3 protein-coding genes are annotated in these 2,056 nt (G+C 65.7%); all 3 read right to left on the bottom strand.

What is annotated here, in order from left to right; genetic code table 11:
* On the bottom strand, positions 1-1,428 hold a 1,428-nt coding region (locus KPG71_RS19550; RefSeq protein WP_216340431.1), incomplete at its 3' end, for a recombinase family protein.
* Positions 1,425-1,832, bottom strand: coding sequence for a DUF2924 domain-containing protein (locus KPG71_RS19545; RefSeq protein ID WP_216340429.1), 408 nt, complete (start codon positions 1,830-1,832; stop codon positions 1,425-1,427). The genes KPG71_RS19545 and KPG71_RS19550, both read right to left, overlap by 4 nt.
* Positions 1,829-2,056, bottom strand: a 228-nt coding sequence (locus KPG71_RS19540; RefSeq protein ID WP_216340427.1) for a DUF3489 domain-containing protein, incomplete at its 5' end; no start/stop codon positions are given. The genes KPG71_RS19540 and KPG71_RS19545, both read right to left, overlap by 4 nt.

Genomic DNA, 2,056 nt, shown 5'->3' with positions numbered 1-2,056 from the left:
GCCCCGCAGAAGCGTGCGATCCGGGGCGGGCTTCATATCCCCGACAATGATCTTGGTCTCAATCCCACGCCGGCGGGTTTTGAAGGGCGCCTCGATGGCAAGCGCGTCGTCAGAGAGGTCTTCGGGTGCGACATTCAGAATGCTGGCCAACGCCTTGCGCTCGAGGGCAATCATTATCCGGTCTGTTCCGAGCTGGCCCTCGCGGACGATCTCGCCCAGAATCTGTGTCTCACCTCCGCGAAGGCGCGTGACCAGATCACCGGCCTTCTCTTGCAGCGCCTCCCCTGCCCCGGCATCCGGGACGGTCAGCAGCGCATGACGCCCGGCCGCGTGCTCGACATGATCCGCAATCGCCTGCGCCACCGCCGCCTCGAACCGCGCCGCCGGCAAGCGCCAGCCGGTGGGATCGCTCCCGGAAAGCAGGCGGTTGGACAGGTAATAGCGCAGGCGACGGCCCCCTTTCCTGCTGTGTGACGGTGTCAGGCGATCCCCGGTTGGATCGCGGAATTTTCCGACAAGCGGCGCGGCGGGACCCGGGGATTGTTGACCGCCTGTCTCTTCGCTCCGTGTTCTGGGGCGGACACTGGCCGCCTGCAGCCTGGCCTGCACGCGCGCCCAGAGGTCACCGTCGATGATCACGGCGTGCTGCCCTTCGAACACCTTGTCCTTGTGGCGGATTTTTCCGGCATAGATCGGGTTGCAGAGAATATGGTGGATCTGGCCGCGCGACAGCGGCCCGCCACCCTGAACACGGCCCGTGGAAAACACATGCCGCTTGGATCGCAGGTTTTGCCTGGCGGCCTCCTGTTCGACGGCGCGCAGGCAGCCCAGATCGTCATAGAGCGCAAACAGGGTCTCGACCGTGCCGCGTTCCGCCTCGTTGGTCACAAGGCTGCGGGTGTTCGGATCGGGATGGGCATCATAGCCCAGTGGTGGGATACCACCCATCCAGAGGCCACGCTTCTTGGAGGCCGCGATCTTGTCGCGGATGCGCTCGGCGGTCACTTCGCGCTCGAACTGCGCAAAGCTCAGCAGCATGTTGAGGGTCAGGCGGCCCATGGAGGAGGATGTATTGAAGGCCTGCGTGACCGAGACAAAGGAACAGCCCGCCGCCTCGAAGCGATCGACCAGTTTTGCAAAATCCGCAAGCGACCGTGTCAGCCGGTCGATCTTGTAGACCACCACCATGTCGATCCGCCCGGCATCCACATCCTCCATCAGCCGCTGCAGGCCCGGACGTTCCAATGTACCGCCCGACACACCGCCATCGTCATAGCGCGCGGGGGTCAGCACCCATCCTTCGCCCCGCTGGCTCATGACATAGGCCGCGCAGGCCTCGTGCTGGGCGTCGAGCGAGTTGAACTCCTGGTCAAGCCCGTCCTCGGTGGATTTGCGGGTATAGATGGCGCAGCAGATCTTGCGGCTCATCCCCCTGCCCTTCTGGTCAGGCCGAAGAAGCGCGGGCCCGACCAATGCGCGCCGGTGATCTCGCGCGCGATGACCGAGAGCGAGCGCCAGGTCTGCTCTCGCCAGCAATACCCCTGTTCGGTCACATCGACCACATGGGTGACACCGTTCCATTCGCGCAGGAGCCGGGCACCCGGTTGCATCTTCGGGCTGCGCTTTGGCGCCGCCTCCCCGGCGGCACGCTCGAGCTTTGCGACAAATCCCCTGGGCAACCCGCCCCGGCTGCGCGCCTGCACCTCGAAGGCGAGGATGCGGCGCAGGACCGGACGGCTGAGGCTTTTGGGCGGCGGGCCACCGAAAAGGTCCTGCCAGAGCGCGACAAGACCCGGGCGGTCCATCACCTCGATCTCCGCCACCGGGGTCATTGCCCCGCCTCCACCGGGGTGGTGATACGATAGATCGACTGGCCGGCGGCGTCTTTCCCGCGCTCGATCACATGGCCGGCCTTGCCCAGCCCGCTCAGCGCCGCGCGCACCGTATGCGCCTGCCAGCCGGTGGCCTTGCACAGGTCGTCGAGCTTTGCACCATCTGCGCGCGTGAGCATGTCGCGCAGAAGCTCTGCCTTGGATTTGCGCGAGGGTTTGGTTTG

It is taken from the genome of Roseovarius sp. PS-C2 (genome assembly GCF_018862045.1).
Taxonomy (GTDB): Bacteria; Pseudomonadota; Alphaproteobacteria; order Rhodobacterales; family Rhodobacteraceae; genus Roseovarius.
Note: the sequence above shows the minus strand (reverse complement) of the source record. Positions and strands in the feature narration are given on the sequence as shown.

Bases quoted from the DNA above. Each gene is read 5' to 3' on its own strand.
- KPG71_RS19545 (WP_216340429.1), bottom strand. From the start codon at position 1,832: ATGACCCCGGTGGCGGAGATCGAGGTGATGGACCGCCCGGGTCTTGTC.